Origin of the sequence: Actinospica durhamensis (genome assembly GCF_018139695.1) — a bacterium.
GTDB lineage: Bacteria > Actinomycetota > Actinomycetes > Streptomycetales > Catenulisporaceae > Actinospica > Actinospica durhamensis.
In genome coordinates, this window is the sequence record NZ_JAGSOG010000008.1 from 1 (window position 1) to 26086 (window position 26086).

Below are 26086 nucleotides of genomic sequence, written 5' to 3' on the forward strand. Positions count from 1 at the left end.
GAGTTGAGCACGCCCCCGGCCAGCCCGGCCCGCTCCGGGGCGATCCCACTGAGCATCATCGCGGTCAGCGATTTCACACCCCCGGCCGATCTGCGGTACTCTCAATCCCGCAACAACGAGTCCGCAGGCCGCCCCCGGCCTCCGACGCTCAACAGCTCAACACCAGCGCCGTTAGCTCAATAGGCAGAGCAGCTGACTCTTAATCAGCGGGTTCGGGGTTCAAGTCCCTGACGGCGCACCGTAACCGTACGGCCAGGTCGTGACGAATGACCTAGCCGTTTCGCATTCACCCGTTGACTCCGCCGCGTCGTCTAGTGACCCGCCGTCACCCTGTGCTTGCCGATAATGTCGTCTGCACTGGTCAGGCCGCTCTGCGGTATTCGTTGACTACTCCGCCGGCGCGGGCTTGGTTGCGTGCGCGGAAGGCGTCGAGGTCGGTGACTTCGGGTGGTTTCGGCTTGTCCGGTGCGGCGCTGGCTAGTGCCATGTGTGGCCGGTGGGTGTTGTGGTGGGTTTCGTAGTCGTGCAGGATTCGGAGCAGGTGTGGCAGGTTCCAGATGAGTGTGCGGTCGAGTAGTTCGCGCCGGTATCCGCCGATCCAGCGTTCCATGATTGCGTTCATGCGGGGTGCGCGCACGGCGCTGCGGAGGGTCTCGATCCCGGCGCCAGCCAGGAGATCCTCGAGCTGCGGGGGATAGAGGATGTCGCGGTCGCGGATCAGGTACCTGACCTGTGCCGTTGAGTCCTCGAGGTCCATGAGCAGGTTCCTGGTCTGCTGGGTGACCCACGCGTGGGTGGGATGGGCTGTGGCGCCGAGGATGTGGATGCGCCGGGTGGCGTGTTCGATCGCGGCCATGACGTAGGCCTTGGTACCGTCGAGCAGGTCGACGGTGAAGAAGTCGCACGCGATGATTGCCTCGGCTTGGGAGCGCAGGAACTGCGCCCAGGTCGGGCCGTCGCGGCGTGGCGCCGGGTCGATCCCGTGCTTCTTGAGGATCTCCCAGACGGTGGACGCGGCGACGGTGATGCCGAGGCCGGCCGGTTCGCCGGTGATGCGCCGGTATCCCCAGTGCTCGTTGTCGCGGGCCATCTGTAGCACGAGCTGGGTGATCGTGGGGTGCCGTCGTGGGCGGCCGCGGGACTTGCGCTTGGACTTTGCCGTCCAGCGGCGCTTGACCAGGTCGCGATGCCAGCGCGGGATCGTCGCGGGTGTGACCGGCAGCCGCAGCTGGGCATGGCCTGGGCGCAGTATGAGGGCGAGCAGCGCCGCGAACAGCGCCCGGTCGGACCAGGTCAGCTTCGGGCGGGTGGTGCTCCGGCGTTCGAGAAGCGCGATGTGGTGACGCAGCAGTAGGATCTCTGCATCCTTCCACGCCGAGGAACGCTGCGAAAGCCGAAGCCACGCGGGCGTGCGCACGGCCAGAAGGAACACGAATCGGAGACACGCGACTCACGATCATTGCTGAGCCGCCGTGTAGAGCGCAACGTTGCCCCTCGCCGACCAGCGTGAAAGCCATAATCGGCAATCACAGGTGCACGGCGCCGCGCCGATGCGCGTGGCCGCCGCGATCACGAGTGTCCCGTCCACGACGGCCATCGACGTCACGTCCACCGCCGCGAGCTGGGGAAGCAACAGGAGCAGGGTCTCCAGGTCACGCATCCGCAGAATCCTGCCACCGGCCCGGCAGGCCACGAGCGGCCCGAGATCAACGATCACCGCTCACGAAAATCTTGGAAGAGCCGAGTTCAGTACAGACCCCTCGTCATCAGCGGATTCGGGCTTCGAGTCCTGACGGCGCGTTACTCGAGGGTGTAGTAGCCGAACACGTCGGCGATGAATTCGACCGTGCCGCCGCTCTCGGTGTTGCTGGCGATGACGTCGTTGCCGCTGGCGTCGATGGATCCCGAGCGGATCTGCGCCAGGTTGGCGACCGTCTGTCCACGCAGATAGTTGAGGTTCGAGGTGTTCGGCGTGGGCTCGCCGTGCGGCCAGGCCGTGATCAGCCCATTGCCGGTTGCGGCGGTGACGGTGAGGTTCACCACGTAGGTCGTGTCCGGGGCGGGCATCGTGTTGTGCCCGCCGACGGGGCGGAAAGTGACCGTCGAGCCCGGGGTCATGGCTTTGCTCGTCCGGGTGTCCGCCACCCGGGAAGGGGTGACCGGCACGAACACCGTGGCCAGGCCGGTGACCGTGGTGGTGCTGTAGTAGCCGGTGATGTCGGCAATGAGGTCGACGCTGCCCGTGGGCGAGCCGTTGTAGAGGTCGACTTTCCCGTCGGCCCCGACCGGCACCACCACCGTGTTCGATACCGCTGCTCCGGTGGTGTCGTTCAGGTTGGACGCGGTCGGTCTCGTCTGACCGTCGGGATAGGCGGTGACGAAGCCGTTGGCAGTCGCGTCGACCGCTGTCACGTGCAGGGAGACGGCGGTGATGCCGGTCTTCGGCGCTGCGCTGGACGCCGGAATCGTGATCGCCAGCTGGATGGAGCCGTGCGGCGCGACCTTGGCCTTGGCAGCACCCGTGCCGTTGCGGGTGTCCAGGATGCGCGTGGGGTCGAGGGAGTAGAAGCTGCTGGACTGAGCCGCCGAGAAATACCCGGTGACATCTGCGATCAGGTCCACGCTCACCGACGGGCCGGCGCCGCTGTTGAGCAGGTCCACGTATCCATCGGCGCCGACGGGAACGAAGGCCTCGTTCGCGACCGGAGCCGCCTTGCCGTAATTCAGGTTCGACACCCGGGGAACCGCGGAACCGTCGGGGTACGCGGATATGAAGCCGTTGCCGGTGCCGTCCACGGCGGTCAGGTTCATGACCACCGCGCCGATGCCGGCGGGGATCGACCCGGTTCCGGCCACGCGCAGCTTGATGACGCTGCCTGAGGCCACCAGGCCCTTCGAGGCGCCGGTTCCGGAGCGGGTGTCCAGGATTCGGGTCGGGCCGTAGGGGGTGAAGTCCGTGCCGCGAGTGGAGAACGACGTTGATCCCGAGATCTTCTCGCCGAGTTGGTCGGTGACGGTCTCGGTGACGGTGTAAAGGCCCGGGCGCGCGTAGTAGTGCGTGGCCGAGGAGGCACTGTCGGTGGTTTGCCCGTCGCCCCAGTCTATGGAGAAGCCCTGCGGGTCCGCGGGTGCCTGGGCTGCGTCATAGGCCTGTGCTTCGAGCGCGCTCAGCGGGCTGGTATCGACCGTGACGGTCAGCGGTGCGCTCTGGTACTGCACCGCCCCGCGGGTGCAGTACGCAGGCGAGCCGGCGCCGGTGATGGGCACATACGGATCGTAAGAGCAGCCGTTGCCGTCGAGGTCGGTGGCGGGCATCCCCGGCGCGGCGGAGTTCGCCGAATTGATCGTGGGGCTCGCGCCGAGCGAGGGATCGGGGTTTGAGACCAGGTCGTGTGATCCCTGGCCGGTGGCAGCTGTGAAGGAGCTGACGGTGGAGTAGGTGACGCCGCCCCACTCGTAGGCCGGGAACGTGGAGACGAGACTCTGCGGCGGTGCGTAGAGCAGGTTGTAGTCGGCGACCGATCCCGATTCCGAGGTCGGGTCTACTTCCAGCACGGCCTGGGCCGCACCGCCGTCGCAGCTGGCTTCGTTGCCCTCCAGCACGTTGTTCTCGATCGTCGTCCCCACCGAGCCTTCGGCGAGAACGATCGTCGAGCCACAGAAGGGGCCGTACTGGTCGATGGTGTTGCTGGTGATCTCGGTGTCGGTCGCTCCGGTGGCCACGATGGCCGCTTGGGTTCCGGAGCCTTCCAGAGAGCCTTGCCTGATGGCGTTTCCGGCGATGACGTCGCCCGTCGTGCCTGAGTCGAGCTGAACGACCGTACCGGAGCCCTGGTAGGGCATGGTGATGGTTGAGCGGGTGAGAACCACGTCGGAGGAGGTTCCGGCGACTTCGAGGAATGGTCCGGAATCCTCGTTCGGCTCGTAGCTCTCCCAGTCGAATCCGATCTCGTCGAAGTCGATATGGGCGGAGCCTTCGATCTGCGCGAACTGCGTGGTGACCCCGCCCAACGTGACGCCGGTGACATCGACGTAGTTCGCGCCCGAGAACGTGAGCGCCGGAATCGTGCCCGGGTTGCCCAGAATCTGGCCGATGACGGGGGTGTCGCCGGGAGCGGGCCTGATCGTGATCGGGTCCTCGGCCGTTCCGGAAGCGGTCACCGTCGCGATCTGGTTCTCCACGGTGTTCCAGGCGAGTTCGACCGTGGTGCCCGGGGCAGCGGCGTCCACTGCCGCCTGGAGCGTGCAGAACGGGGCGGTGGGATCCGTGCCCGGGCCCGAGTCCGAACATCCCGTCCTCGTCGCGACGTAGGTCACGTTCTCCGGCGAGGCGTCCGCGTGCGCCGACGGTGCGAGGACGGCTGTGCAGACTATCGAGAGCAGGAGCGAGGTCGATGAGCGGCGCGTGGGCACCGTGTTCCCTCCCAGAATACGGCTCGCCGCGCCTGTTCGGGGCGGCTTATCAGAGTCCTAGTATACGTACATAGGTGCTGCATGGCAGCGCATCAGATCCCGGTACGGTCCGAGACATCCGCAAAGCAGTGTGCGGACGCCGCTCGCATGGGTAGGGTCTCACACTCGGGGGCTGACGCGTCCGCACGGCGGGCGGCGTGCCCGACTGCGGGGGGTGTATCGGGCTTGAAGGGAGCGACAATGCCGAGCTGGCGCATGCGAGCGATTGTGGTACTGAGCTGCGCGGCGACAGGGGCGTTCGGTGCCTCAGGATGCAGTGGCAGCTCGTCGAGCCGGAGCGCGAGCATCAGCCAGAACCCGAGCGTGAGCGCGCCTACGACGATCGCCGACGCCGCCCGCACCATGCCCCACACCCTGCGCGAGCTGGAACCCGACGACGAGACCATCGCCGCCCTGCACATGCTGCTCGGCTTCGACGACGACCTGGCCGCCGAGGCCACCCGCACTCCGAACCGGATCAGAGGCCTGCTCACCGCGATCCACCCCGGCCTCGAGCGCGTGATCGGCCCCCGCATCCACCACCCGGCCGTGCTCGACCTGCTCGAACGCTACGGCTCGCCCACGGCTCTCAAGCAGGCTTCCCACGAGGAGATCACCGAGGCGCTCCGGCCCCGCGCCCCGCCCATAGCCGAGCGACTGGCCGCCGAGATCCGCACCGCACTGGACGAGCAGACCGTCATGGTCCCGGGCACCGACGCGGCCGCGCTGATCCTGCCGAGCCTTGCCTCCTCACTCCGCACCGTCCTGGACCAGCGGAAAACGCGCGTCGGCAACATCGAGGAGCTGCTCGATACGCACCCTCTTTCCCAGGTCCTGACCTCCATGCCGGGAAATGGGGTCAGGACCGGAGCACGCATCCTGGCAGAGATCGGCGACGCCAGCGCCGTCCCGCCGCCGCCACCTCGCCGCCTACGCAGGCCTGGCGCCCGTCACCCGCCGCTCCGGCAGCTCCATCCGCGGCGAAGCGGCACCCCGGCGCGGAAACCGCCTACTCAAACGGGCCTTCTTCCTCGCCGCGTTCGCGTCCCTGGCCGACCCGGCCTCCCGCGCCTACTACGACCGGAAGATCGCCCAAGGCTAGAGGCACAACCAGGCACTGATCTGCCTCGCCCAACGACACTCCGGCGTCATCTTCCCCATGCTCAAAAACGGACGCTCTACCTACTCAACCCGTCGCGCACAGCCTGACGAAACAGATAGGGGCACCCGCCCTGGGCCACCCGGCGGTGTTTCGCGGTGGCGTTCCGGCGCACCCGATGCCGGCCGGCTCGATGGCTGACCTGTTGTGATCAACGTGATCCGGCGGTGCCGCGGTTGCGTATGCGTACCGACCGCAGCCTGAGGTGTTCGGCACTGGCTGGTGCCGAGCGCCCTCCCTCAGCGGGCCCGGCCATCTCGCCCGTGTCAAGACGACGGGATTGTTGCCCCTTGATCACACTGTGAAGTCGCACGATTGCGGGAATGATGGGCCCGGATGGTCTTCTCGATCTTCGACGTTCTGGCAGAAGCAGGCTGCCAGAACGTTGCTGGCTGAGGCCCAGGCTTGGCGGGCGCTGCGGATTTCAGCGTCGGGGGGCTGACCTGGACAGGTGGGTAGAAATCGGGCGGCGACGACGACGCGGCGGAGCTTGGCGAGCACGTCGGAGAGAGGCGGCTCGGTCTTAGTGGTGCACCAGGGGCGTGCTCGAGGCCGTCGGCGGGGCAGTGGCCTGTGTGCGGATGCTGGTCAGCAGGCCGTATGCGCGCCCTGGGGAGATTGGACCGCACGCCTTCCTGATAGTCCCCTCGACCCACACCCAGTGCGGGGCGGGATCAAGCCCACGCGGCCACCCGCCCTCTTCGATTCCTGAGATAGACCCGAAGGTGACAGGCGGCCGCGCCCACCGCCACCCGGTCACACATCAACCCCGATGGCGATCTCGCCTGCCCTCAAATCTCAAGGTCAGTCTCGGGACTCCCCGGGTTCCCTGGAGTCGGCGGCGACGCGGCGCAGTCTGCGTCGCAGGAGCAGGCTCGTGGCCCCCAGCACGATGAGCAGGGCCGTGATCGCGCCGAAGGCCGTGGGCAGCGGGTTGTTGTGGGAAGAGGAGGCGAGCTGCGCGTCGGCCGGGCCGAGGGTCTTGGCTGGCCCCGGCGCCGTCGGTCCGGGCGCGTCGCCGGTGGCTGCCGTGGCCGGTGCCGAAGCGCTGGCGCTCGGGGTGGTGCTGTGTGTCGCACGTGCGGAGGTCGTGGACGGGTGTGGCGCGCTCGGCCCGGCTGATCCGCCCGAGCCGCTCGATGTGCCGCCGGTGCTGCCGCGGCCCTTCGTCGGCGTGGGCGAGGGGTGTGAGCCGCCCCCGGACGAACCGGGGGGCAGGATGGAGGTTCCCGTGTTGATACAGGTTGCGCATTCGAGCGCCCAGTCGTTGGTCGAGCCCGGCCCGAATTCGTCGACGTTGAAATCGTTGCCGTCGTCATTCGGAACGATCGATCCGGTGAAGCTGTAGTTTGCGTCGTTCCACGAGGTGAACTCGAGCGCGACGGCCAGCTTGGTGGTGCCGGACTCAAGCGGCGGGAACTCCGGCAGGGTCGCCAGGATGCAGGAGTCCGTGGGGCCTGAGGGCGGCGGCTGGCAGGAGACCGACCCGACTTGGGCCGCCATCCACGAGCCGCCGTCGATCCGCCAGAAGATCCGCGGCCAGACCAGGGTGACCTTGTTCGGCACGGTCTGCAGGTAGAGCGCCGCCCCGAGTCCGCTGCACGTGGCACCGGAGTTCTGGATGGTCAGGGTCACGGTGTCCATCTCGTCGATGGACGAAACCTCGGCGACGGTGCCGACATGGTCCTGGGTCGCCTGCAGACCGGAGGTATCGCAGCTGGGCAGCGCAGTGCTCGTCGGCGTGGCGGCCGCGGGGCCGCTTGCCGCGAGGGCCGCGGTGGCGCTCGTCGGCCAGCACAGGACCAAGGTCGCTGTCGCCGTGGCGGCCGCGGCGCGTATGCCGCGCCGGGCGGAACGCAGACCATGCATGGGCGCCTCATCGCATGATGGTGAATAAGTGGTGGAAATCAGTTGACGATGGAGGTTAGCAATCGTCAGCCCCATGCGACAACCGTCGGCCCGGGCGTTCAGGTGCGCGGAAGGCCTGGCTCGGCAGGAGCGGGATCATCTACCGGCGCACCAGCCCTTGGCGGTCGTCATATCTGTGCTCGACTCAGCTCGGCGCTCTTCACGGTAGGCGAGTTGGTCGGCGATGGTGTTGGCGGCTTCGCGTTTGGCTTCGGTGGCGACGTCGCCGTAGAGGTCGTTGGTGATGGTGGTGGAGGAGTGGCCGAGCATGGCGGAGAGGATTCTGACGTCGATGCCGGCGGCGCGGGCCATGGTGGCGGCGCCGTGGCGGAGGTCGTGGATGCGGATCGGGGGGAGGTCCGCTTCGTGGGTCAGGCGCTGGAACTGGGTCAGGGCGTCGCCGGGGTGGATGGCGCGGCCGTCGAGGTCGGTGAAGACGTAGACGCTGTTGTTGCCGGGGCCTGGGGCCCACCGCTTGCCTGCCTGCTCGGCCCAGGTGTGTTGGCGGCGGCGTTGGATGGCGAGGCTGATGAGCAGGGGCATAGGGGCGACGAGGGTGCGGGCGCTGGCCTCGGTTTTGGGGGCGGTCTCGATGACCTCCCAGCCGAGTTGGACGAGTTGGGCTTCGATGGTGATTTCGCCGGTGGCGAAGTCGATGTTCTCCCAGCGCAGGGCGAGGGCTTCGCCGCGGCGTAGGCTGGCGTGGGCGATGAGGTTGTAGAGGGCGTGGTACTCGTGGTCCTTGGTGTGGGCGATGAATGTTCTGGTGTGTTCGGGCGTTCAGGCCATGACGGGGCTGGATCGACGACCCCGCGAGCGGACAGTACGGACAGATCATCTTCCACAACACCGGCAGCGGGCCGGTGGACCTGATCGCGGACGCGGTCGGCTACTACGTCGACAGCGCCCAACCCGGTGTGCTCTACGAAATCGGCGGGGCCGGCAGCGCCTACGTCCCGCTGGCTGCTCCGACCCGGCTGATCGACACCCGGAAGAAGGGCAGTGCGTTGTCCGGGCCGTTGTCGACGGGTAAGCCGACCCCGTGGCCTTTCGGTACCGCCGCCAGCCAGTACACCGCGGGGGTCTTCAACGCCACCGTCGTCCAGCCGACCGGCAACGGCTTCCTCTCGCTCTACCCGTACAACCCGCAGAGCCCGGGCGCGGTGCCGGGCACCTCGAATCTCAATTACCGCACTGGACAGACCGTCCCCAGCCTGGCCATCACCTCTCCCGGCACGCAGCTCGATGCCAAGGGCGACTACGACCTCGGGATCTACCTCGGCGGCCAAGGCAATGCGCAGGTACTCCTCGACTGGTTCGGCTTCTACCAGACGCACTAACCAGGCGCTGCCAGACCAACGATGCCCGGTTCCCCCTTGGGGCCGGGCATCACGGTGCTCTTGTATCAGTGGAGTCGACACGGTTGAGAACACACCCTTCGGGTGAACGGTGGTTGGTGTTCGTTCCTACTCCGCGCCGAGGTACGGCGGCTGAATCGGGAGCTTGAGCGGCTGCGAGTGGAGAACGAGGTTCTGCGCGAGGCTGCGGCGCCGCTGGTTCATCAGGCTCCCGCGGGCGAGCGGTTCGCGTTCATCCACCGGCTCCGGAATCGGTTCACGGCCAAGCGCTTGTGCCGGATCCCGGTGGCCGACCGGAGCAACTACTACCTGTGGACCCGGGCGCAGGTGCGCCGAGATGAACGGGAGCGCGAGGAGCGGGGACCGGCCGGGCTGCCGATGCTGTTCCGGATCTGATCCGGCGGGAGTTCGGCGCGCCGATGCCCGGGCTGAAGCTCGTCGGCGACATCAGGTGCTTCCCGACGGGCGGGGGCTGGGTCTACCTCGCGACCGTCCTGGACCTGTGCAGCAAGGAGTTGATCGGGTGAGCGTCAGCGCCACATATGCGGGCGAGCCTCGCGGTCGAGGCGATCAGCGCGGCACATCGGGCCGGGATGGTGGCTGGCAATGCGGTGATGCATATCGATAGGAGACCGCAGTGTCACTCGAAGCTCTACCGCAACGTGCTGCGGTGCCTGGAGATTCGGCAGAGTAACGGCCGCACGGGTTCGTGCCTGGACGGCGCCGCGGCCGAGTCGTTCTTCGCCACGATCGAGGCGGAGATCGGTGTCGCGTTTTGGCCCGATCGCGCCAGCGGCCGCCGCGACATCGAGAATTGGATCAGGTCCTACAACGAGCGGCGCCCGCACTCCGCGCTGGGCTACCGCACCCCGCACTGGGCTACCGCACTCTGAGCAAGACGTGGCGCGCCTGGCAGGAGCACATCGCAATGGCAGCATAAGCGAGAGGTGTGTTCTGAAAGCGCATCGACTCCACCGTGTCCACTGCGCATCCTGGACCGCACGGTTTCGTCGACCGCGCCGGCGAGATTCCGCCGGGTTCCGCCAGGTTCCGCCGGCTGAAGCCGCTCTCGCCGAGTCCGGTTCGGCCGTCCCGTTCGGGTAGGCGGCCGGGCCGAACCGAGCCGTGATTCCGGCTGCTGATTCCACCCGCCCCGGTGACGTATTCGACATCAGCGAGGACAAGAGCCTCAGCCGGTCGCTCACATCGAGATACACCCATTGCCGGTGAGAGTCGTGACAGGTAGCATCCGTGCGTTCGCTCAGACTCGAAGTCGATCGCCCGTCAACGCAAGTCCCCTGGGGTTTCGGATGGCACGGCACGTGGGCACGGCAAAGCGCGAAAGAACACCAGAACCGGGCGCGCGGCAGTGGTTGCCGCTGCGTGCCGTTCTCCTCATCCTGGCCTTCGTGCCCAGCGCGGCCATGATCGCGCTTCTGGCCGTGAACTCGGGCCAGCTCTATAGCGATTGGCGCACGGCGACGAATCGCGAGAACAGCGCCGTCTCCAGCAACGGGGCGGTTCCCGCGACCGCCCTTTATTACGACCTCCAACAGGAGCGGAAACTGAGTGGGGCGGCCCTTGCCGACCCGGCCGCTTACCAGGCGCCCCTGGCTCAGGTTCGCAAGCTCACCGATGCCTCGGCCGCGACCGTGGTGTCGCTGTCCGCCGTGACCTCGCCGAGCGTCACCGCCAGTCTGGGGCAGTTCGACACGGAATTTCATCGGCTTTCCGGGTATCGGACCGCGGTCGATGACCGCGCGGTCACGCAGCAGCAGGAGTACGACGACTACACCGGCCTCATCAGCTCGAACCTCTCGCTGTTCGCGGCGCTGACCCAGACCGGCATTTCGGATCTCGACGTCATCACCTCGCCCTCGATTCCCACCGGCTGGGGCCAGGAGATGATCTCGCGTGAGGACGCGATCATCACGGCGGGCCTGGTATCCGGTCATATCACCCCCACCCAGCGTTCGCTGGTCGATCAGGCCGTGGGCAGCGAGCTGTTCATCTACCGGAACGAGGTCATCCCGAACTTCACGGCGGTGTCTTCCCTTTACCAGGGGATGCTCACCGGCCCGGTCTGGCAGAGCAAGACCGAGGTCGAACAGAGTCTCGACGAGGCGCCGGTCTCCGCCGACGGCGACATCGCCGTGCCGCCGGCGCTCGGCCGGCAGTGGCAGCAGGTGATGTCGTCGCTCACACCGGAGTTGCTGCACCTGACCCAGGCGGGGACCGGCTCGGTTCTGGCAAGTGCCAACGCGGAGCTCAGTTCGCTCGAGACGCGTCTGGCCGTTCAGAGCGCCATCGGGGCGGCGGGCGTCGCGCTGGCGATCGGGCTCACCTGGTGGCTGGTCAGCATCCTGCGTCGCCGGATATACAGGCTGCGTCTGGCCGCCGAGGAGCTGGAGACCAAGCTGCCCGACGTGGTGGAGCGACTGCGTAGCGGAGAGGCGATCGACACCGATGCCGAACTTCCGGTGCTGCACTACGGCCGGGACGAACTTGGCATGCTCGGCCGGGCGCTGAACGCCGCGCGCGCCAGCGCACTGGAGACGTCCGTGCGGCAGGTTGAGCAATACCGCGGCTTCGAACGACTGTTGCAGCGCATCGCACGTCGCACCCAGCTGCTCATCGGGCTGCAGTTGAAGCGGCTGAGCGAAATGGAGCGGGAGTACGAGGACCCGGCGGTACTGGAAGGCCTGTTCGACCTCGATCACCTGGCCGCGAGGTTGCGGCGTTACGAAGAGAACCTGGTGATCCTCGGCGGCGGGCAGACGCAACGGCGGTGGCGCAAGCCCGTCCCGCTGCTGGACGTGCTGAGATCCGCGCAGGGCGAGGTGCAGGACTATCGGCGCATCAGGATCGAGATCGAAAGCCGGCTCTGGGTTTCCGAGCGTGCGGTCGGTCCGCTGGTGCACGTGTTGGCCGAGCTGATGGAGAACGCGGTGACCTTCTCCAAGCCGCCTACCCCGGTCGAGGTGACCGCGGCGCCGGTGGCGCGCGGCCTGGCCATCGAGATCGAGGACCGGGGCATGGGCATGGGCGCCGAGCAGTACGTCGAGGTCAACGCGCTGCTCTCGGATCCGCCGAAGATGGACGTGCTCTCGCGGGCCGACGACGCGCGACTCGGCCTGTACGTCGTCGCCCGGCTGGCCGCGAAGCTCGATGTGAAGGTGGAACTGCGGCCTTCCGCTTTCGGCGGCACTCGCGTGGTCATCCTGGTACCGGCTGAACACGTGTTCTCCGCGGACCAGCTCCCCTGGTCCGCCGAGGATGCGGACCACATCGACTTCACGCCTCGGCTCGCCGCGACGGCCGCCGTCCCCGAGGTCCCCGAGGTCCACGAGGTCCACGAGGTAAACGAGTCCGCGGCCGTGTCGGTACTGAGCCGTGTATCACGTGTCTTCCCTGAGACCACCGGGTCGCAGGACCCATCCGATCAGCTCCTGGCAGGCATCGGCGGCAGATCATCGGACTCGGCCGCCGCGACGTCGCGGGATCCACTGCCCAGGCGGGTCCGCCAGGCGAATCTCGTGGCCGAACTGCGCGAAAGCCGTGGGAGTGAAGGCGACACGGCACCAGAGGAGGATTCGGAGCCGGCTCGGTCGGCGCCCGGACCTTGTCGGTCCGCCACCACGGTCGGCGCCTTTCAACGCCAGTCCCGTCGGATGCGGCTGGCCATGGACGTCGAACCACTCCTCACCCGTCCTTCGCCCAACGCCGAGCAGACCAGGGAAGGCGAACAATGACGCAACAGCCCCCCATGCCGCAGCGCACCACGGCCACCGACCGCGATCTGGACTGGCTGCTCGATCGCCTGGTCGACCAGGTGGCCGGAACCCGGCATGCGATCGTGCTCTCCGACGACGGCCTGGTGATCAGTCAGTCCAGGGAGATCAAGCGCGAGAACGCCGAGCGGTTGGCCGCGATCTCCACCGGTCAGCAGAGCCTGGCCCGCGGCGTCGGCGAGGTCTTCGGCGGGGGCGGGGTGCGCCAGATCATCGTCGAGCTGGCGAATCTCTGGCTGTTCATCAGCGCGGCCGGCCGCGGTACCCACCTGGCGGTACTGGCGGACCAGGACGTGGAGGCAGAGGTGATGGCGGAGGCGATGCACACCCTCGTGCTTCAGGTCGGTCAGCATCTGGGCGCCGAGACGCGGTTCGGTCCGGAGTCCGGCGAGGAGGGCGTGGATGCCGATCAACCACTGGGCCGACGAATCCCTCGATGAGGACCCGGAGGACTCCTTCGTCAGGCCGTACACGATCACCCATGGCCGGACGCTCTCGGCGTACGGAAACCTGACGCTGATCACGATCATCGTCGCGCTCATGTCACCCGAGGAGCAGTACGGCACCCGTGGCCTCGAGCCCGAGCACCGATCCATTCTGGACAGGTGCCGCGAGCCGGTGGCACTGGCCGAGATCGCGGCGGGGATCGACCTGCCGGTGGCGGTGGTGAAGATCTTGATCAGCGACCTGATCACAGTGGGAGCGGTGACCGCCCGCTCTCCGGTGCCGGTCGGAGTGGGGCAGAGACCAGACATCAGACTTCTTCAGGCGGTGCGAGATGGGTTACGACGACTTTGACAGGCGGCACACACCCGCGGTTTGCGCGCCGGCCGCTGTGAAGTTCCTGATCGCGGGGGGCTTCGGAGTGGGCAAGACCACGATGGTCGGGGCGATCAGCGAGATCGAACCGTTGCGCACCGAGGAATTCCTGACCGTCGCGAGCCTGGGCGTCGACGACATCGCGGGTGTCGGGGACAAGGACGCCACCACCGTGGCCATGGACTTCGGCCGGATCACGGTGAGTTCCGACCTGGTGGTGTACCTGTTCGGCACGCCGGGCCAAGAGCGCTTCTGGTTCATGTGGGACGATCTGGTGCACGGCGCGCTGGGCGCGGTGGTGATCGCCGACACCCGGCGGCTGCGGACGAGCTTCGGGTCCATCGACTTCTTCGAAAACCGGGGCATTCCCTTCGTGGTCTGTGTCAACAACTTCGACGGACACCAGGACCGCACGGTCTCCGAAATCCGTTCGGCGCTCGATCTCGATCCGCAGATCCCCATCCTGATGGGGGACCTGCGTCAACGTTCCGTCAGCCGGGACGTGCTGCTGGCGCTGGTCGACTATCTGGAGGCGGCCCAGGCGTGAACCCGGTCAGCGCGTCTGGCGATCGAGGATCTTGGCGAAGGTGCGCGGCGCGTGCCGCTTGAGCAGGATCGCGGCCTTGGCGGTGGCGCCCGGGAAGACATACAGGCTCGGGCGCCCGAGTGAACGCTCGACGGCGTCGACGACCACGTCGGTCGGCATGCCCTTGCGGTGGGCGGTGGCGGCGGGATCCTCTGCCGAGATGCGGCGGTACTGCGGGGTGTCCACCTGGCTCGGGCACACGCAGCGGATGGTCACGCCGGTACCGCGGCACTCCTGGGCGAGTACGTCGGCGAAGGCGTTGACGGCTGCCTTGGAGGAGGCGTAGGCCGAGAGCTTGCGTGCCGGGACCCATCCACCGAGCGAGGAGTACAGCACGACTTCCCCGCGACCGCGTTCGATCATGCCGGGAACGACGGCTCGCACCACCTGCACGGTGCCGACGAAGTTGATCCGCCAGATCGCGTCGAACTCCTCTCGCGGCTGGTCGAGCGCCGAACCGAGCCGGGAGACGGCCGCGGCGTGCACGAGCCGGTCCACCGGGCCGATCGACGCAGCCACCTCGGCCACGGACTCCGCGTCTTGGACGTCGCAGTACAGGGCCCTGATGCGCGCATCGCGCCCGCGCAGGGCCTTGAGGGCCGCGTCGTCGACATCGGCGGCCACAACGCTCCACCCGTCCGCAGCCAGGCGCAGCGCGCTCGCCTCGCCGATCCCGCTGCCCGCACCGGTCACCAGCGCGGTACCGCCAGTCAGCTTGCTGCTTCGCGACATGGGGGGAGTATACGGAACGATCGGCGCGTATCGAGGTACTCATGGCACAGCGGGTAGTGAGTGCTCCGTGGGACGGTCTGGGGCGCCAGCGCCAGGGGATGAACTCCGGTGACAGGTTTGGGTGGGTGGTCTGGAGAACCCGTGACCGGCATGGATGGGCTTTGCGGCACCTTCAGGCTTTGGCACCGATCCCGTGGCACGCCAACGGCTTACACCGGGCAGCACGTGAAGAGTCCTTTTCATCCCCGCCCATCGCGCCGATTTCCAATCGGCATCACACCGGTCACAAACACAGTCGACGGGCTCGAACCTCGTTGAGGTCCGAGCCCGTCGTCTGCTCGACGGTATCAACCACGCGTCAGCTGGCGAAGTAGCCGAACACGTCGATGATCAGTTCCGTCGTGCCGGTGGAGCCGTTGTAGACGTTTGTGGCCGCCTGCTCGGACGCGTTCGTGTCGAGGATGGCGAGGCTCGCCTGCGTCTGACCGGTCAGGAAGTTGACGTTCGAGACTGCCGGAAGCGTGACGCCATCCGGGTAGGCGGTGATGAACCCGTTGGCCGTGGGCTCCGTCACCGTCAAGTTCCCCACCACCGCCGCGAGGTTCGAGCTGCTCACAAGCCAGAAGTGGCTCGAGGCATCCTTTTGAAGCGCGGTGCTACCGGACTTGCGCGTGTCGACCGGCCGGGTGGCGGTGCTCAACGGCACGTAGTAGTTCGGCGCGCTCGCCGAGAAGTATCCCGCCACATCCACGATCAGATCGGCCGGCGTGCTGCTGCCGCCGTTGTACAGGCGGATCGCACCATCTGCACCGACCGGCACGATAACCGTGTTCGACACTGTTTGGCCCTTGAGATAGTTCAGGGTCGACGTGCTCGGCACGCCCGCACCATCCGGCACCGCCGCGACCCAGCCATTGCCTGCCGTATCAGTGACCGTCACGTGCACCGCGACCGCCGTCACGCCGGAAGCCGGTATCGCATCGACACCGGCGACCGTCACCGGAACACTCCCACCACCCGCGACCGGTGCGGCCGGAGCGCCGATGCCCTTACGTGTGTCCAAAATCCGCGACAGCGCCACCGGCCCGTACCCCGATGCCGCAGCGGGCACGAAGTAGCCGGTCACATCCGCAATCAGATCAGCGGTGTTCGTCACCGAACCACCGCAGTTGTAGATGTCGATATAGCCGTCGGTATCCACCGAGACGATCGCCGAGTTCGCCACCGTTTGCCCGCTCAGGTAGTTCAGGTTAGAGACCTTCGGAGTCCCCACACCGTCAGCCTCCGCGGAGACATAGCCGTTGCCGACCGCATCAGTCACCGTCAGGTTCAACGCCACCGCCGTGACATCGGCCGGAATACCGCCGACACCCGCGACCTTCAGCTTCACGTATTTACCCTGCTGGATCTTCGCCTTCGACGCGCCGACGCCCTTGCGTGTGTCCAGAATCCGGGACGGACCATACGCACGGTAGTCAGCGGCAAGTGTGGTGAAGCTCGCCGTACGGGTCACCGACACGGTGCCATCGCTCGCGCTGAAGGTGATCCCGTACGTGCCGGGGCCGGCGTAAGCGTGGGTGCTGGACACGCACTCGCCCTCGCAGCCTTGATCGGCCGGCGACACCTTCGCCGTGGTTCCGGCCTTGGATGCGGTCGCAGCGGTGTCGGCTGCCGTCGACGCGGAGGCGCAGGGCTTGCCCGAGACCGTGCTCGAATTCCCGTCGCCCCAATCGATCGTGACGTTGTAGTTGGAGGGGCATTCCGCCCAGCCTCCGTCGACATTCCAAGCGAGGCTGACGGTGCTCGCCGTTCCGCTCACCGGAGTCGCCTGATCGATCTGCGCCGCGAAGTTGTCCGTCGACTCGAAAGCACCGCGATCGTAGTAGCCGACGCCGGTTCCGGTGTTCGGCTGGTACGGGTCGTCCTCACGGGAGTTGCCCAAGAAGTCGGTCGAGGTCTCGCCCGGCGCCAGCGCATCGGCGTCGTCCACGTAATCCGACGGACCCGCCCCGGGCATCGAGGCGCCAACCCTGACCACCTCCTGCGCGCCCTGGCCGGTGGCCGCCTGGAAGGCGGCCGAAGAGTCGTAGTCGACCCCAGCCCACTCGATCGGCGTATACGTCCAGGCGAGGATGCTGTCGTACTTCTCCGTAGTGCTCGCCGCCGAGTCGGCATCGACGCTCAGCCCGAGAGGGGTGGGAGCCGCACAGTCGAAGGTGAAGGAGTCCAAACCGAGGTCGATGAGATTGTTCTCGACCGTCGTATCAGTGGCGCCGCCGGACACCGACACGTTCGCGTCGCAGGCCTTGAGCTCATTGCCGACGACGTCGGTTCCCGAGGCCCCGTCCACGACGATGCCCTCCCCACCCTGAAGCACGTAGTCCGTGGCGATCACCGTGTCGGTGGCGCCCGGGCCGATGCTCACGGCAGCCGTCGTGGGGCCCTCGAAGATGAGCCGGGTCACGGAATCGTCACTGCTCGCCCCCGAGATCGCGAGACCCGTGGCGCCACCGGATACCTCGCCGCCCGCGAACGTGACGTGCGAGGAGTCCGTCACCGAGATCGCGGACGGGCCGCTCCCAGTGACGTACGCGTTGTCGACGTTGACATAACTCGCGTTCGCCAGGGTCAGCGCCGAGAGGCTCGGCGACGTACCGTTCGAGAAGGTGGCCCCGGGAGTGCCGAACGACACCGTGATCGGAGCATCGGCGGTACCGGACGTGCTCAGCGTCGCGGGAATCGCATACGTTCCCGCGACGATGATCACCGTGCCGCCCGCCTGGACAGCGGAGAACGCGGCCTGGACGTTGCAATACGGCGCAGCCTGGGTGCCGGTGCCCGAATCAGAGCACGCCGAGACGGTGTTGTTCACATAGAGCGTGGCACCCGCAGCGGTCGCCTGCGCCGCGGAGGTGACCGAAGAGGCCGAGCCCGCCGCGACCGCGATGACCACAGCCGCAGCCCATTGACGTTGTCGATGCACAAATCCTCCCCAAACAAGAAAAACAGACTGCGAAGCAAATGTCGCAGAACCGAGAGCCCCGCCGCAGAATCTAGCGCTTCGCACACGAGTTCGTGTACACGGAAATCGCGCCGGCACCCGGCACCACTGACACCGCCATCACTCGATCGCTCGAGGCTGGAAGTCCTGTATCCGGTCGCCGCCACCAGCTTCGGCCTCCTCATCGCTGCGGCGGCAATCGGAGGGGAGTGGGCTCGGCTCGGTATCGCGCTCGGCGCGGCAGGTCACGTCGCTACCGCAGGATGATGGTGCCGGGAGTGACGATCAGACTCTTCTGGGTGTTGCCTGGCCCGGGGTGTCAGCCTGAGCGGCGGCGCGATATCCGGGCGCGGGACCCGAGTTGCGGTGAGGATCCGGGTGGCGGGGAGGAAGACGAAACGCCAGACGCAGATGCACGGGCCGTGGTCATCGCGGGCGGGCCATAGCCGCTGAAGACCCGTGACCGGCATGGACGGACTTTCCGCGGCAGCTCCGGGTGCTCGCGAGCGTCGGAGACGGCCGATTGGACCGAGGTACGGCTACGACGGCTGGTCCGCGCCCACCGCTGCGGGCGCGACGGTCCGCCGGGCGGCATCGGTGTTCTCTGTCGCCATCGCCATCGCCATCTCCGCCGGCGCGGTCGGCGCCTGGATATCGTTGCGCCGGAGCGCGGTGTAGGTGACCAGCAGGACCAGTATCGCCGCGGAAGCCGCACTGGTGGGTCCGTCGCCGAAGTTCGCGCCGGTGAGTGAGTGCGGCTTGCTCAGGTAGTCCGCGAACGAGGCGCCGAGCGGACGAGTGACCACGTAGGCGAACCAGAAGGCGGCAATCGGGTTCATACCCAGGCGCCAGGCGACGGCCGGGATCAGGATCACCACGCCGAACAGGACGCCGGAGGACAGGAAGCCGAGGTTCAGTGACCCGGCTGTGAAATCACCCAGGGCGGTGCCCAGTGCGAAGGTCGCGAACACGGTGGCCCAGTAATACCGCTCACGCCGACGTGTGGTGATGCTGTGGATCGAGAGCGTGCCTTCGCTGCGATACCAGCGCCAGAAAATGCCGGCCAGAACTATCGCCCAGAGCGCGGTGGTGCCTCCGTACGGGATGCCCAGCACGATGTGCAGGGTGTCGGAGGCGCCGGTGCCGAACACCGCGACGGCCATGGCCAGGAACCAGTACGCGACCGCGACATAGCGCCGCGTGCGCAACTGGATCCACAGAGCCACGACGACCAGGAGTACTTCCACGAGCCCGGCGATAGCGATGTTGCCATCGCCGAGGTAGTCCGAGGTCGCCTCGCCCATGAACGTCGTGACAAGTTTGATCAGCCAGAACAGTGCGGTGATCTCGGGCACCTTGGCGGCGAGGGGCGCGCGGCCGGCGCGGGCGCGGAGAGCTGGGAGCACGGTCTTCTCATTCCGGAAGGGGTGGTTCGTAGCCGGCCGGGCGGGGTCGGGCACATGTGGCGGCGGGAGGGAGCGCTTCGCGGTGGCGCTCTGGCACATCCGATGCCGGCTGGGTCGATGACCAGCCTGGTGTGATCGACGTGATCCGGTGGTATCGCGGTTGCGTACCGAGCGCGGACTGAGGTGCTCAGGTGCTCGACGCTGGCTGGTGCCCGAGCACCTCCTCAGCGGTGCCGACCGTCGGGAAATGGACCGCGGCGCGGGTCGGGACCGTGCCGTCTTCGACGTGACTACTGAGCATGACGCGGCTGCATGAGATGAGCGTGATGGAAGTGGAACAGTCCGTGGTCGAGCATGGCTTCGAGGGGAGCCGGCGGGCTCGGCGCCCTGGACCAGCAGTTGGTCGACCAGCTGATCGGGCAGGCCAAGGACCGCGGGGTGAAGTCGGCCGGTGAGGGCGGGCTGCTGCAGGCGTTGGCGAAGCGGCTGTTGGAGCCGGCCCTCGACGGGGAGATCACCGATCACCTCGGCTACGTGAAGCACGACACCGCCTGCGCCGAGGTCTCCAAGCAGACCATCTCCGCGGATCGTCGAGTTCAACGCGTTCGACATCACCTTCGACGGACGCCTGTCCGCCGGACGCACGTAGAACCCTTCACAACCCGGTTACGCCGATCACCGGGCAGACCCGTCGTGCCGGGTGAAGTCGTCGCCGGCTCCGATGAGCGGGAACGAGGCGGCCAGTTGCCGGCCGGGATCAGCCGCCGCCTACAAGCCCCGCCTGATACGCCAGGACCACGGCTTGGACGCGGTCGCGCAGGTCGAGTTTGGTCAGGATGCGCGAGACGTAGGTCTTGACGGTCTCGGGGCTGAGCACGAGTTCGGCGGCGATTTCGGCGTTGGACAGCCCCTTGCTGATGAGCAGGAGCACTTCGTGCTCGCGGGGGGTGAGGAGTTTGAGTCGTTCGTGTTCGGGCGAGGACGGCGTGGCGGTGGGGCGTATGCGTTCGGCGAAGCGGCCGATCAGGGTGCGGGTCACGGCGGGGGCGAGCAGGGACTCGCCGCGCGCGACCGTGCGTACGGCGTTGATCAGTTCGGGTGGTGGGGCGTCCTTGAGGATGAAGCCGCTCGCGCCGGCCCGCAGGGCGTCGTAGACGTACTCGTCGACGTTGAAGGTCGTGACGATGAGGATCTTCGCGGGACTGGGGGAATCGGGGCCGGCCAGATGACGGGTGGCCTCGATGCCGTCGAGCAGCGGCATCCGGATGTCCATGACGACGACGTCCGGCTTCAGTTCCTCCGCGCGCAGGATGCCGGCTCGGCCGTCCGCGGCCTGCCCGACGACGTCCATGTCGGGTTGGGCCGAGAAGATCGTGACGAATCCGGCGCGCACGAGGGCCTGGTCTTCGCACACCAGGACCCTGATGGGCGAGGGCTGCATGCTCATACGGTATCTCCTGCCGGTATGCGCGCGTGCACGCGGAATCCGCCGTTTTCCAGGGCCCCGGCCGTGAACTGCCCGCCGAGCATCTCCACCCGTTCGCGCAGGCCGGTCAGGCCGCGGCCCCCGGAGACGTGCACGCCGCCGTGCTGGAGGACAGGCGAGCCGGCCCCGCGCTCGATCGTCCCGGCCGTGGTGACCTCGACGTCCGTGAAGGCGGGGGTGTGCGAGAGCCGTACCAGGGTGCGTCGACCCGCGGCGTACTTCATCGCGTTCGTCAGGGACTCCTGCACGACGCGGTAGGCGGTGAGCTGGAGGCTCGTGGCCATGGGTGTTCGCTCTCCGTCCTCGACCAGCTCGGTCGGCTGGCCGGCTGCCCGCGCCTGTTCCACCAGAGCGGGTACCCGGCCCGGCATCGGTTCCCGGGAGGCCGATTCGCCACTCGCCTCCAGCACGTTGAGCAGGAATCGGAGCTCGGCCATGGCGCGCCGTCCGGTGGCGTTGATGGCGTCGAGGGCTTCGCCGACCTGGTCGGGTGACGCGGTGAGGTACTGCGCCGCGCCGGCCTGCACCACCATCGCGGTGACATGGTGGGTCACCACGTCGTGCAACTCGCGTGCCATACGGCTGCGTTCCGCGGCGATGGCCGCCTGCGCGCTGTGCCGTCGGCGCTCGGCCTCATGCGCCCGGTGCCCGCGAAACGCGGCGCCCACACCCCACATCGCCGCCAGAGCGATGCCGAAGACCACGAAGTCGCTCCATACGTCGGGCGAGCCGATTGCGTACAGGGTGATGCTCAAGACCACGTATCCGCCCATGCCAGCCAACGCCACCGCGCGCCGGTGGCGTAGCTGGTGGGCACCGGCGGAGTACAGCGCGATGTAGAGCCCCAGGCTGGCGAAGGTCGGCGGGTATCCGAGGGATTCATAGACGGCGAAAGAGATTCCCACCATGGCCAGGCACACCGCCGGCCACCGGGTGCGCGCCGCGAGCGGAAGCGACTGCCCCACGGCCAGCAGCACGCTCGCGGCGCAGCCGGCGCGAGCGGGAAGGTCGCCGAACTGCGCTCCGATCCGGGACAGCGGCTGCGCGAAGGAGAGCAGCGTGAACACGAGCGCGAACTCGCGGTCTCTGATCGCTGCCGGGCGTGATCCCCACCAACGAGACAGCGGGCGCAGCCGGTCGGCCGCGGCGGACCACGGGCGCATACGTGTGAGAAATCTGATGTCGCGTATGGAACGGCTGATATCCGTCCCTGCCTTCTTGCTTTCCGACGGCCGATCACCGGAGGGCTCCGCCAGTACGCGGGAGGCGGGGCGCGATGCCCCGTCGGATGGATCCTGTTGCATCGTCACCACGTTCCGGTCGTTGCGGCAGTCGGTCCGGCCAAGCGAGGCGTCGCGCCATTCCACGAGGTCGGACGCCTCGCACGTGACCGTAGCGCCCGCCGGGCAGCGCCGGCATCCCCCGGGGGAGAGCAGTCGGGTAGCTCGCTCGGGGGACCCGCGGTGGTGGCAGGTGCCCACCGGGAGGTGATTACTCGCGGTGGTCGCGGCTTCTAACTTTGCATCAACGGAAGCCAGGAAGCGCTCAGTGTGAGCGGGACTTTGAGGAGCGAGCGATGTCGTCCACCCAGCAGCAGTCTGCGACCCTGCAGAGCGCACGTGATGCGGACCGGATCGGATCGAACGGGGACAGCGGCAGCCGCGCCCCGCGCTGGGCAGGCTCGGCGTGGGTGCGACTGCCGGTGCTGTTCGTACTGATGCTGGCCGTGGACGCGATCGCCAGCGGGATCAACAGCGCCGCCGACGGGACACCGCTGACCGCCCTGATCGCCGGGGTGGCCACCGGCGGGCTCGCGCTGGTCGCCTACGTCAGGCTGGTGCGATATCTGGAGGGGCGCAGGACACTGGAGCTGGCACCCGAGCGGGCCCGGCGGGAGCTGGGTCGGGGCATCGGGTTCGGCGTGGGGCTGTTCGCCGTGACGATCGCCCTGGTCGCGCTGAGCGGGAGCTATCACGTGCACGGATGGGGCTCGTTCGGCGGAGCGCTGACCTCGCTGGGTCTGATGAGCAGCGCGGCGGTCACCGAGGAGTTGGCCTTCCGCGGCGCGCTGTTCCGGATCCTGGAGGAGAAGGCCGGAACCTGGGGGGCCCTGGTCGCCTCCGGGCTCGTCTTCGGCGGCTTGCATCTGATCAACCCGAACGCGACGGTCTGGGGCGCGCTGGCCATCGCCATCGAAGCCGGGCTGATGTTCGGCGCGATCTACGCCGCGACCCGCTCGCTGTGGCTGGCCATCGGCCTGCACCTGGGCTGGAACGTGGCCGAGGAGGGCATCTTCGGTACCGCGGTCTCCGGCTCCGACAGCCACACCGGCGGCCTGCTGCACGCCTCCGTCAGCGGTCCGCAGATACTGAGCGGCGGTAGCTTCGGCCCCGAGGCCAGCATCTTCGCGATCGCCGTGTGCGCCGTGCCGACCGTGCTCTTCCTGCTGTTGGCCAAGCGCCGCAACCGGATCCACACCCGCGCCGCACTCGCGGCGGCAGCCCGCTGACACGAACACGCCACCGGCGTTCCGGGGTGGGCGGCTGCGGCTGCCCACCCCGGAACACCGCGTGATCGACTTCAGCCCCGCGCGGTGAACTCGCACGGTGAATCAGGACAGTTGCTTGAGCAAGGTGCGGGTCTCGGTGACGAGGCGGTCCTGGAACGCGGGGTCTTGGACCTGCGTGGAGCCATGCATGGGGTGGCCCTTCTCGTCGTGGTAGACGCCGGTGCCGCCGGAAGGGTCGGTGAGCACCTGGGCGATCATGCGGGCGGCACGCTTGGGTGTGCTGCCGCCGGGCATGAGCGGGGCGAGCGGGCTCAGGACGTAGGTGGCCAGCAGTTTCAGGAGGGGGTTGGCGTCTCGACTCAGGCCGGTGCCGGGGTTGAAGCCGGGTTCGACGGCGTTGAACCGCAGGCGCGGAGTTTCCCGGGCGAAGGCCAGGACGGTGGCCAGGTTGGCCTGCTTGGAGGTGGCATAGGCGTCGTAGCCGGGCTTGGCCGAGCCACCCGGCGCCCAGCGGCCGTGCAGGCTGTCCTCGGCGGAGAGGTAGCGGGCACCGCGGAAGCCGGCCATGACGGCGGGCTTGCGCTCGGGGTCTTCGACGGCCGAGCAGGTGAAGACGATGTTGGCACCCTCGGGCAGGTGCGGGATCAGGGCCTGGGTGAAGGCGAACGGGCCCAGGTGGTTGGTGGTGAACGCCAGGTCCCATCCCTGGGACGTGGTTCTGGCCGCGGTGGGCATGATGCCGGCGTTGTTGAGCAGCCCGGCGATCGGCAGGCCGAGGGCGGCGATCTGTTCTGCGGCGCGCCGCACGCTCGCGAGGTCGGCGAAGTCGCACACGACGCAGACGGCGTGGCCGCCGGGCCGGGCGTTGATCTCCTTCTCGACGTCCTCGAGTTTGGCGGGGCTGCGGCCCACCAGGATGAGTGTGCCGTGCCGGGCGAGTTCGAGCGCGGTGCGGTGGCCGATGCCGGAGGTGGGCCCGGTGATGATCCACGCCTTGCGGGTCTGGGTGGTCATGACGTTCAGTCCTCACGTGGTGGCGGTCGTGGCCGCGGATCAGGTGTCGGTCGGTGGGATGGCGCCGGCCAGAACGCGCCACAGGGCTTCGAAGGCGGTGTCGGCGTTGGCGGCCGCGTGCTCGGGGTCGCGGATCATCTCGTCGATCGCGGCCTCGGCCAGAGCGTTGGCCAAGGTCAGGACGAAGCCGAGCGCCGCGTCCTGGACCGGGCCGCCGACGCGGGCGCGCTCGAGCAGGTCCGCGATCGAGGCTGAGGCCGCTGCCACCTGCTGGTGGCTTTCGGCGGTGATCTCGTCGGCGACCTGGAGTTGGGCCAGGACGCGTCGCTTGGCGGGGTTGTCGGTCGCCCAGCGCGCCCAGTGCCGCCACATGTGGCGGACCTGCTCGCGCGCGGTGGCGTGTGGGGGGAGGTCGGCGGTCGCGGCTTGCGCCATTTCGCTCTTCAGCTCGACGTACAGCTCGTTGAGCAGCTGTGTCTTGGTGTCGAAGTAGGTGAACAGCGAGCCGTTGGAGACGCCGGCCCCCTTTGCGATGACCGCTGTCGACGCCGCACCGATGCCTTGGGAGGCGATGACGTGTGTCGCTGCGGACAGGATCGCGAGGCGGCGAACCTCGTTGCGTGGTCTGGCCATGCCCTCAGCCTATAAGAGAGTGTCCAGTCGCTCAACTTATCCGGCGGGGGCGTGTCCGTCGGCTGACCGGGGGCTCTGCCCGGCGAACGCGGCCCCGGTCGCGGATCCCGTCATGCACGGTGCTCCTGCGAACTGCTTGCGGGCACGGTCAGTCGGCCACGGTGAGGACGATCTTGCCGCGGGTACGGCCGGCCTCGACGCGGGCGTGGGCCGCGCCGGCCTGCTCCAGCGGGAAGGTCTCCTCCACCTCGACGGTGACCTTCCCGGCGTCGATCAGGCCTGCGATCGTCGCCAACGCCGCGCCGTCCGGCTCCACCAGGTACGGGGTGACGCGCACACCGGCCGCCTCGGCGGCGTGGGCCAGTTCCGGGGAGACACCGGCCGGAACGGCGACCAGCAGGCCGCCACGACGCAGCGTCTTGAGCGAACGCGTGCCGGTCCGGTCATGGGCGTCGCCGACCAGGTCGATGACGACATCGACTCCTGAGACGGCGTCCTCGAAGCGGGTGGTGGTGTAGTCGATGGTCTCGTCGGCGCCGAGTTCCTTGAGCCAGGCGTGGCGCGCGGCGCCGGCGGTGGCGATCACGTGGGCGCCGAGGTGCCGGGCGAACTGGACCGTGAAGTGGCCCACCCCGCCGGCGGCGGCCGTGATCAGGACCCGCTGCCCGGCCCGCACGTGGGCGGTGTCGACCAGGGTCTGCCACGCGGTCAGCGCGGCCAGCGGCACGGCGCCCGCGTGAACGTGGTCGAGGGTGGCCGGCTTGCGGGCGAACTGCGGGCCGGTGCGGTCACGTACTCGGCGTAGGCGTTCGCGGCGCGCGGGAACCACGGCATCCCGTACACCTCGTCGCAGACCTTCAGCGTGGTCACGCCGAAGCCGACCTCCTCCACCACGCCTGACACGTCCCAGCCGACGGTGAACGGCGGCTCGCCCAGCACCCCGGCCATCCCGGTGCCACCACGTGTCTTGCAGTCCACCGGGTTGATCCCGGCCGCGTGCACCCGCACCAGCACCTCGGTCGGCAGCGGCACCGGGCGCGCGACCTCCTCGACGGTCAGCACCTCCGATCCGCCGAACCGCCTGACCGTGACAGCCCTCATGGTGTGCTCGTTCATGTTTTCCTCGCTCACGTCCGTATCGCTTCTTCTTCCACCGGGATCACGTCCCGGTGGAAGAAACAGTGGCGTTTGCCGGCGACGGTGGGTGAGTGGCCGGATAGCCATCTGTCGTA

Annotated in this window: 20 protein-coding genes, 1 tRNA gene and 3 pseudogenes; 11 read left to right on the forward strand and 13 right to left on the reverse strand. The window is 68.1% G+C overall.

The window, feature by feature from the left end:
* The first annotated feature begins 165 nt into the window (after positions 1-165).
* Positions 166-238, forward strand: a tRNA-Lys gene (locus tag KDL01_RS03000).
* A gap of 123 nt (positions 239-361) precedes the next feature.
* Here the strand turns inward: KDL01_RS03000 and KDL01_RS03005 are convergent.
* The 3 genes from KDL01_RS03005 to KDL01_RS45060 all read right to left on the reverse strand — a co-directional run bounded on the left by KDL01_RS03005 (position 362) and on the right by KDL01_RS45060 (position 4413).
* Positions 362-1417 (reverse strand): integrase core domain-containing protein, encoded by a 1056-nt coding sequence (locus KDL01_RS03005; protein WP_212526747.1) that lies wholly within the window; start codon positions 1415-1417, stop codon positions 362-364.
* A gap of 39 nt (positions 1418-1456) precedes the next feature.
* Positions 1457-1660, reverse strand: a complete 204-nt coding sequence (locus KDL01_RS03010) for a hypothetical protein (protein WP_212526748.1) — start codon at positions 1658-1660, stop codon at positions 1457-1459.
* 140 nt (positions 1661-1800) lie between these two features.
* The gene (locus KDL01_RS45060) at positions 1801-4413 is read right to left on the reverse strand and encodes a PKD domain-containing protein (RefSeq protein WP_212526749.1); all 2613 of its coding nucleotides are present in this window, start codon (positions 4411-4413) and stop codon (positions 1801-1803) included.
* Positions 4414-4794: 381 nt separating this feature from the next.
* Here KDL01_RS45060 and KDL01_RS03020 point away from each other — a divergent pair.
* Positions 4795-5626, forward strand: a pseudogene (locus KDL01_RS03020) (IS110 family RNA-guided transposase); the annotation flags it as partial.
* A 789-nt stretch (positions 5627-6415) separates the two neighbouring features.
* Here the strand turns inward: KDL01_RS03020 and KDL01_RS03025 are convergent.
* Positions 6416-7480 (reverse strand): hypothetical protein, encoded by a 1065-nt coding sequence (locus KDL01_RS03025; protein ID WP_212526751.1) that lies wholly within the window; start codon positions 7478-7480, stop codon positions 6416-6418.
* 135 nt (positions 7481-7615) lie between these two features.
* Complete coding sequence (locus KDL01_RS03030; protein WP_212526807.1) at positions 7616-8275, reverse strand: site-specific integrase; 660 nt, start codon at positions 8273-8275, stop codon at positions 7616-7618.
* Between the two features lie 107 nt (positions 8276-8382).
* Here KDL01_RS03030 and KDL01_RS03035 point away from each other — a divergent pair, with 107 nt between their 5' ends.
* The 7 genes from KDL01_RS03035 (at position 8383) to KDL01_RS03065 (ending at position 14034) form a co-directional block, all read left to right on the forward strand.
* Positions 8383-8859, forward strand: a complete 477-nt coding sequence (locus tag KDL01_RS03035) for a hypothetical protein (protein WP_212526752.1) — start codon at positions 8383-8385, stop codon at positions 8857-8859.
* A 177-nt stretch (positions 8860-9036) separates the two neighbouring features.
* Complete coding sequence (locus KDL01_RS03040; protein WP_212526753.1) at positions 9037-9273, forward strand: hypothetical protein; 237 nt, start codon at positions 9037-9039, stop codon at positions 9271-9273.
* A gap of 146 nt (positions 9274-9419) precedes the next feature.
* Entirely contained in the window at positions 9420-9770 is a 351-nt protein-coding gene (locus tag KDL01_RS03045; protein ID WP_212526754.1) for an integrase core domain-containing protein, read from the forward strand.
* A gap of 429 nt (positions 9771-10199) precedes the next feature.
* A complete protein-coding gene (locus KDL01_RS03050) occupies positions 10200-12629 on the forward strand; it encodes a sensor histidine kinase (RefSeq protein ID WP_212526755.1) in 2430 nt (809 codons plus the stop codon).
* Positions 12626-13108: a roadblock/LC7 domain-containing protein gene (locus KDL01_RS03055; RefSeq protein ID WP_212526756.1), complete on the forward strand. Its 483-nt coding sequence runs from the start codon at positions 12626-12628 to the stop codon at positions 13106-13108. The genes KDL01_RS03050 and KDL01_RS03055 overlap by 4 nt, the downstream gene beginning before the upstream one ends.
* Positions 13071-13466, forward strand: coding sequence for a DUF742 domain-containing protein (locus KDL01_RS03060; protein ID WP_212526757.1), 396 nt, complete (start codon positions 13071-13073; stop codon positions 13464-13466). Before KDL01_RS03055 ends, KDL01_RS03060 begins: the two co-directional genes overlap by 38 nt.
* On the forward strand, positions 13447-14034 hold the full coding sequence (locus tag KDL01_RS03065; RefSeq protein ID WP_212526758.1) for a GTP-binding protein: 588 nt from the start codon (positions 13447-13449) through the stop codon (positions 14032-14034). Before KDL01_RS03060 ends, KDL01_RS03065 begins: the two co-directional genes overlap by 20 nt.
* 6 nt (positions 14035-14040) lie before the next feature.
* On the opposite strand, the gene KDL01_RS03070 is transcribed toward KDL01_RS03065, so the two are convergent.
* The 3 genes from KDL01_RS03070 to KDL01_RS03080 form a co-directional block, all read right to left on the reverse strand.
* Positions 14041-14805: an SDR family NAD(P)-dependent oxidoreductase gene (locus KDL01_RS03070; protein ID WP_212526759.1), complete on the reverse strand. Its 765-nt coding sequence runs from the start codon at positions 14803-14805 to the stop codon at positions 14041-14043.
* Between the two features lie 358 nt (positions 14806-15163).
* On the reverse strand, positions 15164-17758 hold the full coding sequence (locus tag KDL01_RS03075; protein WP_212526760.1) for a right-handed parallel beta-helix repeat-containing protein: 2595 nt from the start codon (positions 17756-17758) through the stop codon (positions 15164-15166).
* Between the two features lie 587 nt (positions 17759-18345).
* Positions 18346-19212 (reverse strand): COG4705 family protein, encoded by an 867-nt coding sequence (locus KDL01_RS03080; protein WP_212526761.1) that lies wholly within the window; start codon positions 19210-19212, stop codon positions 18346-18348.
* 326 nt (positions 19213-19538) lie between these two features.
* Here KDL01_RS03080 and KDL01_RS45805 point away from each other — a divergent pair.
* A pseudogene (locus KDL01_RS45805) lies at positions 19539-19764 on the forward strand (IS256 family transposase); the annotation flags it as partial.
* Positions 19765-19969: 205 nt separating this feature from the next.
* Here KDL01_RS45805 and KDL01_RS03085 read toward each other — a convergent pair.
* Together KDL01_RS03085 and KDL01_RS03090 are read right to left on the reverse strand one after the other, a co-directional pair.
* Positions 19970-20659, reverse strand: a complete 690-nt coding sequence (locus KDL01_RS03085; protein ID WP_368861501.1) for a response regulator — start codon at positions 20657-20659, stop codon at positions 19970-19972.
* Complete coding sequence (locus KDL01_RS03090) at positions 20656-21861, reverse strand: sensor histidine kinase (RefSeq protein ID WP_212526762.1); 1206 nt, start codon at positions 21859-21861, stop codon at positions 20656-20658. The genes KDL01_RS03085 and KDL01_RS03090 overlap by 4 nt, the downstream gene beginning before the upstream one ends.
* A 554-nt stretch (positions 21862-22415) precedes the next feature.
* Between KDL01_RS03090 and KDL01_RS03095 the strand changes: the two genes are divergently transcribed.
* Complete coding sequence (locus tag KDL01_RS03095) at positions 22416-23207, forward strand: CPBP family intramembrane glutamic endopeptidase (RefSeq protein ID WP_438801947.1); 792 nt, start codon at positions 22416-22418, stop codon at positions 23205-23207.
* A gap of 102 nt (positions 23208-23309) precedes the next feature.
* On the opposite strand, the gene KDL01_RS03100 is transcribed toward KDL01_RS03095, so the two are convergent.
* From KDL01_RS03100 to KDL01_RS45810, 3 genes and pseudogenes are all read right to left on the reverse strand, one after another.
* Complete coding sequence (locus KDL01_RS03100) at positions 23310-24221, reverse strand: SDR family NAD(P)-dependent oxidoreductase (RefSeq protein ID WP_212526764.1); 912 nt, start codon at positions 24219-24221, stop codon at positions 23310-23312.
* Between the two features lie 39 nt (positions 24222-24260).
* Positions 24261-24854 carry a TetR/AcrR family transcriptional regulator gene (locus tag KDL01_RS03105; RefSeq protein ID WP_212526765.1) on the reverse strand — a complete coding sequence of 198 codons (594 nt, stop codon included), beginning with the start codon at positions 24852-24854 and terminating at the stop codon, positions 24261-24263.
* A gap of 148 nt (positions 24855-25002) precedes the next feature.
* Positions 25003-25970, reverse strand: a pseudogene (locus KDL01_RS45810) (NADP-dependent oxidoreductase).
* Positions 25971-26086: the final 116 nt, after the last annotated feature.

Coding starts and splice junctions, on each gene's coding strand:
- KDL01_RS03010 (WP_212526748.1), bottom strand. CDS start 1,660: ATGCGTGACCTGGAGACCCTGCTCCTGTTGCTTCCCCAGCTCGCGGCG.
- KDL01_RS03025 (WP_212526751.1), bottom strand. CDS start 7,480: ATGCATGGTCTGCGTTCCGCCCGGCGCGGCATACGCGCCGCGGCCGCC.
- KDL01_RS03045 (WP_212526754.1), top strand. CDS start 9,420: ATGCGGGCGAGCCTCGCGGTCGAGGCGATCAGCGCGGCACATCGGGCC.
- KDL01_RS03055 (WP_212526756.1), top strand. CDS start 12,626: ATGACGCAACAGCCCCCCATGCCGCAGCGCACCACGGCCACCGACCGC.
- KDL01_RS03060 (WP_212526757.1), top strand. CDS start 13,071: ATGCCGATCAACCACTGGGCCGACGAATCCCTCGATGAGGACCCGGAG.
- KDL01_RS03065 (WP_212526758.1), top strand. CDS start 13,447: ATGGGTTACGACGACTTTGACAGGCGGCACACACCCGCGGTTTGCGCG.
- KDL01_RS03070 (WP_212526759.1), bottom strand. CDS start 14,805: ATGTCGCGAAGCAGCAAGCTGACTGGCGGTACCGCGCTGGTGACCGGT.
- KDL01_RS03085 (WP_368861501.1), bottom strand. CDS start 20,659: ATGAGCATGCAGCCCTCGCCCATCAGGGTCCTGGTGTGCGAAGACCAG.
- KDL01_RS03090 (WP_212526762.1), bottom strand. CDS start 21,861: ATGCGCCCGTGGTCCGCCGCGGCCGACCGGCTGCGCCCGCTGTCTCGT.
- KDL01_RS03095 (WP_438801947.1), top strand. CDS start 22,416: ATGCTGGCCGTGGACGCGATCGCCAGCGGGATCAACAGCGCCGCCGAC.
- KDL01_RS03100 (WP_212526764.1), bottom strand. CDS start 24,221: ATGACCACCCAGACCCGCAAGGCGTGGATCATCACCGGGCCCACCTCC.
- KDL01_RS03105 (WP_212526765.1), bottom strand. CDS start 24,854: ATGGCCAGACCACGCAACGAGGTTCGCCGCCTCGCGATCCTGTCCGCA.